Source organism: Streptomyces sp. NPDC034103, assembly GCF_055575395.1.
Genome location: NZ_JBVISS010000014.1, coordinates 271,309 through 278,152 on the forward strand (window position 1 = coordinate 271,309; position 6,844 = coordinate 278,152).

4 protein-coding genes are annotated in these 6,844 nt (G+C 72.1%); 3 read left to right on the forward strand and 1 reads right to left on the reverse strand.

Annotation, left to right across the window (positions count from 1 at the left end):
* Positions 1-82 precede the first annotated feature (82 nt).
* Complete coding sequence (gene polA, locus ACZ56U_RS30720; protein WP_469087213.1) at positions 83-2,809, reverse strand: DNA polymerase I; 2,727 nt, start codon at positions 2,807-2,809, stop codon at positions 83-85.
* A gap of 155 nt (positions 2,810-2,964) precedes the next feature.
* Between polA and ACZ56U_RS30725 the strand changes: the two genes are divergently transcribed.
* The 3 genes from ACZ56U_RS30725 (at position 2,965) to ACZ56U_RS30735 (ending at position 6,832) form a co-directional block, all read left to right on the forward strand.
* Positions 2,965-5,241, forward strand: coding sequence for an FdhF/YdeP family oxidoreductase (locus ACZ56U_RS30725; protein WP_469087214.1), 2,277 nt, complete (start codon positions 2,965-2,967; stop codon positions 5,239-5,241).
* A 49-nt stretch (positions 5,242-5,290) separates the two neighbouring features.
* Positions 5,291-5,785 (forward strand): hotdog fold thioesterase, encoded by a 495-nt coding sequence (locus ACZ56U_RS30730; protein ID WP_469087215.1) that lies wholly within the window; start codon positions 5,291-5,293, stop codon positions 5,783-5,785.
* 432 nt (positions 5,786-6,217) lie between these two features.
* Positions 6,218-6,832 carry a Tat pathway signal sequence domain protein gene (locus tag ACZ56U_RS30735; protein ID WP_469087216.1) on the forward strand — a complete coding sequence of 205 codons (615 nt, stop codon included), beginning with the start codon at positions 6,218-6,220 and terminating at the stop codon, positions 6,830-6,832.
* The last annotated feature ends 12 nt before the right edge of the window (positions 6,833-6,844 follow it).

A 6,844-nucleotide genomic window follows, 5' to 3' on the forward strand; every position in this document is an offset into this window, starting at 1 on the left:
GGTCGTGGGCGGGTGCCGGTGTGTGGGGGCTGGGCGCGCAGTTCCCCGCGCCCCTAGGGGGCGCCGCCGTCCCCCCTTCTGGCTAGTGGGCCGCCGACTCCCAGTCCGGGCCCACGCCCACCGAGACGTCGAGCGGGGCCCGCAGGTGGACCGCGTTCGCCATTTCGCGGCGGACCAGTTCCTCGACCGCCGTGCGCTCGCCCGGGGCGATCTCGAGGACGATTTCGTCGTGGACCTGGAGGAGCATGCGGGAGGTCAGGTCCGCCGCGCGCAGCGCCTTGTCGACGTTGAGCATGGCGATCTTGACGATGTCGGCCGCCGTGCCCTGGATGGGCGCGTTGAGGGCCATCCGCTCGGCGGCCTCACGGCGCTGGCGGTTGTCGCTGTTGAGGTCGGGCAGGTAGCGGCGGCGGCCGAAGAGGGTCGCCGTGTAGCCGGTCGCCCGAGCCTCGTCGACGGCCCGGCGCAGATAGTCCTGCACCCCGCCGAAGCGCTCGAAGTACGTGTCCATCAGGGCACGCGCCTCGCCCGCCTCGATGTTCAGCTGCTGGGAGAGGCCGAAAGCGGACAGCCCGTACGCCAGGCCGTACGACATGGCCTTGATCTTGCGGCGCATCTCCGCGTCGACGGCGTCGCGCTCGACGGCGAACACCTGCGAGGCGACCGTGGTGTGCAGGTCCTCGCCGGAGGTGAACGCCTCGATGAGGCCCTCGTCCTCGGACAGGTGGGCCATCACCCGCAGTTCGATCTGGCTGTAGTCCGCGGTCATCAGGGACTCGAAGCCCTCGCCGACCACGAACCCGCGGCGGATCGCTCGGCCCTCGTCGGTGCGGACCGGGATGTTCTGGAGGTTCGGGTCCGTCGAGGACAGCCGGCCGGTCGCCGCCACCGTCTGGTTGAAGGTGGTGTGGATACGGCCGTCCGCGGCGATGGTCTTGATCAGGCCCTCGACGGTGACGCGGAGCTTGGCCTGCTCACGGTGCCGGAGCATGATCACCGGCAGTTCGTTGTCCGTCTGGCCGGCCAGCCAGGCGAGGGCGTCGGCGTCGGTGGTGTAGCCGGTCTTCGTCTTCTTCGTCCTCGGCAGACCCAGCTCGCCGAAGAGGACCTCCTGAAGCTGCTTGGGCGAACCCAGGTTGAACTCGTGCCCGGCGGCCGCGTGGGCCTCCTTCACGGCCTGCTGGACGGCCCCGGCGAACATCTGCTCCATGGCCTCCAGGTGGGCCCGGTCGGCGGCGATGCCGTGCCGCTCCAGGCGGGCCAGCAGGGCGGAGGTGGGCAGCTCCATGTCGCGCAGCAGGTCCGCGGCGCCGACCTCCTGAAGGCGGGTCTCGAAGGCCTCGCCCAGGTCCAGGATGGCCTGGGCCTGCACCATGAGCGCCTCGGCCTCGGCGCCGTCGTCCGCGCCGAAGGCGAGCTGGCCGTCGGCCGCGGCGGCGGGCGCCAGTTCCCGGTGCAGGTACTCCAGCGACAGCGCGTCCAGGTCGAAGGAGCGGCGCCCCGGCTTGACGAGGTACGCGGCGAGCGCGGTGTCCATGAAGACGCCGGCGATGCTCCAGCCGTGCTCGGCGAAGACCCGCATCGCGGCCTTGGCGTTGTGGAAGACCTTGGGACGGTCGGCGTCGGCCAGCCAGGCGGCGAACGCCGTCTCGTCGGCCTCGTCGAGCTGGGTGGGGTCGAACCAGGCGGCCACTCCCCCGGACGCCGCGAGGGCGATCTCGGCGACCGAGCCGGCACCCAGGGCCCAGGCGTCGACCGTGGCCACGCCGAGAGTGCCGGTGCCGTGCTCGGCGAGCCAGCCGGCCAGCTCGCCGGTGCCGAGGACGGTGCCGTCGATCTCCACACCGGCGGTGGCGGCCGGGGCCGGTTCGGCCTCCTCGGCGCCCGGGTCGACGGCCAGCAGCCGCTCGCGCAGCGAGGGGTTCCTGATCTCGAGGGTGTCGAGGAGCATCGCGAGGGTCTTGCGGTCGTACGGCGCGCGCTCCAGGTCGGCGACCGTCCGGGGCAGCTCGACGGTGCGGACCATCTCGGTGAGGCGGCGGTTGAGCTTGACCGACTCCAGGTGGTCGCGGAGGTTCTGGCCCGCCTTGCCCTTGACCTCCTCGACGCGCTCGACGAGGTCCGCGAACGAACCGAACTGGTTGATCCACTTCGCGGCGGTCTTCTCACCGACGCCCGGGATGCCGGGCAGGTTGTCGGACGGGTCGCCGCGCAGGGCCGCGAAGTCGGGGTACTGGGCGGGCGTCAGGCCGTACTTCTCGAACACCTTCTCCGGGGTGAACCGGGTCAGCTCGGAGACGCCCTTGGTGGGGTAGAGCACGGTGGTGTGCTCGCTGACCAGCTGGAAGGAGTCGCGGTCGCCCGTGACGATCAGCACGTCGAACCCCGCGGCCTCGGCCTGGGTGGCGAGCGTGGCGATGACGTCGTCGGCCTCGAAGCCGTCGACCGCGAACCGCGACACGTGCATCGCGTCCAGCAGCTCGCCGATCAGCTCGACCTGGCCCTTGAACTCGTCCGGAGTCTTGGAGCGGTTGGCCTTGTACTCCGTGAACTCCTCGGAGCGCCAGGTCTTGCGGGACACGTCGAAGGCCACCGCGAAGTGGGTGGGCGCCTCGTCGCGCAGGGTGTTGGCCAGCATCGAGGCGAAGCCGTAGATCGCGTTCGTCGGCTGGCCCGTCGCGGTCGTGAAGTTCTCCGCGGGCAGCGCGAAGAACGCGCGGTAGGCCAGCGAGTGCCCGTCCATGAGCATCAGGCGCGGGCGGTTGCCGCCGGGGCTGTTGTCGGTCTGCTTCGCTGCTGTCTCTGCCACGCCCCCGATCCTGCCACGAGCCACTGACACTCCGGCCCGCCCGCCACCGACGGCGCCCACGCGGCGGCCCCCGCACGCCCGGCGAACCCCCCTGTCACTCCCCCGTGCGAGGATCGGAGACGTACCTCACATGCGTGTGCGAAGGAGACGGTCCGATGGCCACGAAGCCGCCCAAGGGTGATCCGGTTCAGGACGCTCCGCAGGTCGCCGAGCCGAAGCACGCGGCGGCGGGGCTGCCCGCGATCGGACACACGCTGCGGGTCGCCCAGCGGCAGATGGGCGTCAGGCGCACCGCCCTGACCCTGCTGCGGGTCAACCAGAAGGACGGCTTCGACTGCCCGGGCTGCGCCTGGCCGGAGCCGGAGCACCGGCACACGGCGGAGTTCTGCGAGAACGGCGCGAAGGCGGTCGCCGAGGAGGCCACCCTGCGCCGGGTCACCCCCGAGTTCTTCGCCGCGCACCCGGTCACGGACCTCACGGCGCGGAGCGGCTACTGGCTGGGGCAACAGGGGCGGCTCACCCATCCCGTGTACCTCCCCGAGGGGGGCACCCACTACGAGCCGGTGACCTGGGAGCGCGCCTTCGACATCGTCGCCGAGGAGATCGCCGCCCTCGGCTCCCCCGACGAGGCCGTCTTCTACACCTCCGGCCGCACCAGCAACGAAGCCGCCTTCCTCTACCAGCTGTTCGCGCGTGAGCTGGGCACCAACAACCTGCCGGACTGCTCCAACATGTGCCACGAGTCCTCCGGCTCGGCCCTGTCGGAGACCATCGGCATCGGCAAGGGCAGCGTCCTGCTGGAGGACCTCCACCGGGCCGACCTGATCATCGTCGCCGGCCAGAACCCCGGCACCAACCACCCGCGGATGCTCTCCGCCCTGGACCGGGCCAAGGCGAACGGCGCGAAGGTCATCAGCGTCAACCCGTTGCCCGAGGCGGGCCTGGAGCGCTTCAAGGACCCCCAGACCGCCCAGGGCATGCTCAAGGGCACCGCCCTCACCGACCTGTTCCTGCAGATCCGGATCGGCGGCGACCAGGCGCTCTTCCGCCTCCTGAACAAGCTGATCCTGGACAAGGGCGCCGTCGACCAGGCCTTCGTCGACGAACACACCCACGGCTTCGAGGAGTTCGCCGCGGCCGCCCGCGCGGCCGACTGGGACGAGACGCTCGCCGCGACGGGACTGACCCGCGCGGAGATCGAGCAGGCGCTCGCCATGGTGCTCGCCTCCGAACGCACCATCGTGTGCTGGGCGATGGGCCTCACCCAGCACAAGCACTCCGTGCCGACCATCCGCGAGGTGGTCAACTTCCTTCTGCTGCGCGGCAACATCGGCCGCCCGGGCGCGGGCGTGTGCCCCGTCCGCGGCCACTCCAACGTGCAGGGCGACCGCACGATGGGCATCTTCGAGCGCCCCGCGCCGGCCTTCCTGGACGCGCTGGAGAAGGAGTTCGGCTTCGCCCCGCCCCGGCGGCACGGCTACGACGTCGTACGGGCCATCGAGGCGCTGCGCGACGGCGCGGCGAAGGTGTTCTTCGCCATGGGCGGCAACTTCGTCTCCGCCTCGCCCGACACCGAGGTCACCGAGGCGGCCATGCGACGGGCCCGGCTCACCGTGCACGTGTCGACGAAGCTCAACCGCTCGCACGTGGTCACGGGCGCGCGTGCCCTGATCCTGCCGACCCTCGGCCGCACCGAGCGCGATCTGCAAGGCGCCGGCGAGCAGTTCGTGACCGTCGAGGACTCCATGGGCATGGTGCACGCCTCCCGGGGACGTCTGGAGCCCGCGAGCCCGCACCTGCTGTCCGAGCCGGCGATCGTGGCCCGGCTCGCGCGGCGCGTGCTGGGCCACGGCTCCCGCACGCCGTGGGAGGAGTTCGAGAAGGACTACGCCACGATCCGCGACCGCATCGCGCGCGTGGTCCCCGGCTTCGAGGACTTCAACGCGCGCGTGGCCCGCCCCGGCGGCTTCACCCTCCCGCACGCCCCGCGCGACGAGCGCCGCTTCCCCACGGCCACCGGCAAGGCCAACTTCACCGCGGCGCCCGTGGAGTACCCAAGGCTGCCCGAGGGCCGCCTCCTGCTCCAGACGCTGCGTTCGCACGACCAGTACAACACCACGATCTACGGCCTGGACGACCGTTACCGCGGTATCCGGGGCGGCCGCCGGGTGGTCCTGGTCAACTCCGAGGACGCCCGTGAGCTGAGCCTGGCCGACGGCTCGTACGTGGACCTCGTCGGCGAGTGGAAGGACGGCGTGGAGCGCCGGGCGCCCGGCTTCCGGGTCGTGCACTACCCGACGGCACGGGGCTGCGCGGCCGCGTACTACCCGGAGACCAACGTCCTGGTGCCGCTGGACGCCACCGCCGACACCAGCAACACCCCGGCCAGCAAGTCCGTCGTCGTGCGTCTGGAACAATCGGCGACCGACTGAGCGTTTGCTCAGCCGAGTGAGCGATGTCGACGAAACGGAGCCGGGCCCCATGGGCGAGCACAAGCACGCGAAGTTCCCGCAAGAGGTCATCGACGAGTACGCCGCCCTCGGTGTCGACCTGCCGGCGCTGTTCTCCGCGGGACACCTCGGCACGCGCATGGGCGTGGAGATCGTGGAGGCGTCGGCGGACCGTGTCGTCGGGACGATGCCGGTGGAGGGCAACACCCAGCCGTACGGGCTGCTGCACGGCGGTGCCTCCGCCGTCCTGGCCGAGACGCTCGGCTCGGTCGGCTCGATGCTGCACGGCGGCTCCTCCAAGATCGCCGTGGGCGTGGACCTCAACTGCACGCACCACCGCGGGGCGCGCTCCGGGCTGGTGACCGGCGTGGCCACGCCCGTGCACCGGGGGCGCTCCACGGCGACGTACGAGATCGTGATCAGCGACGAGGAGGGGCGGCGGGTGTGCACCGCCCGGCTGACCTGTCTGCTGCGGGACGTGAACCCCGGGGACGCCGCCCACGTCGCGGCGACGACGACCGGCTGACGCGTACGCCCCCTGGCCCGCCCCCTCCCTCAAGGCCTAGCGTCGAGGCATGGCAACGGGAGGAGCCCCCGCGGTCCGGGGCGAGGCGGGCCGTCCGCCCACCGACACACGGCCCGCACGAGCCCGCGCGACCGCCGTCGACACAGGACCGCCCCCGCGCGCCGCCGAGGCCCCCAGCACACGCCCTCCACGCGCCACCCGCGAGCCCTCCGGGCGTCCTCCGCGCGCCGCCGAAGCCCCCAGCCCACACCCTCCACGCGCCGCCTGCGAGACCTCCAGCCGCCCTCCATGCGCCGCCGCCGAAGCCCCCAGCCCACACCCTCCACGCGCCGCCTGTGAGACCTCCGGGCGCCGTCCGCGCGCTACCGGCCAGTCCTCCGCCCCACGCCCTCCACGCGCCGGCCACACGGCCCCCGACGCGCGGTCCCCGGCATGACCGGCGTGGGCCCCGTCGAGCCCGGGGAGGGCACGCACGCGTGGGACGTCCTCGACGCCGCCCCGCCCCTCACCCGCCGCCCCCGCGGCCGCGTGGGCGCGTTCTACGAGCGGCACCGGCGTGCGGTCGCGGCCACCCTCGCGGGCGCCCTTCTCCTCGCGGGCGGCGTCTTTCTGTACGCCACGCGTCCCCGGCCGCCGGCACCCCTTCCGCCGCCGTACCCCTCCCAGGTCACCGACCTGCGCTATCTGGGCTGGGAGCCCGGGCCCGAGGGGGCGCCGGAGCGTAGTCTCAGCTTCGGGGTGGAGCTGAGCGTCCTGGCCGGACCCCCGGTCGCCGTGACCCGGATCTCCCAGCCGTACGCCGGGCTGTCCGTCCGGTCGAGCCCGGCGGCACCCTTCCGGACCGGAGCCGGATCGAGCCGCAAGATCATCGTGACGATGCGGGTGACGCAATGCCGAAAAGTGCCATGGAACGCCGGGCTCCCCTTCCTCGACGTAACTCTACGTAATACGCGCGCAATAGAACTTCATAGTTTCATCCTCGGGCAGCGCTATGCACAGCAGCTTTCAGAGGCCCTACAAGTCGCCTGTAGCAACGATTTTCGGTAATTAGCAAAACGC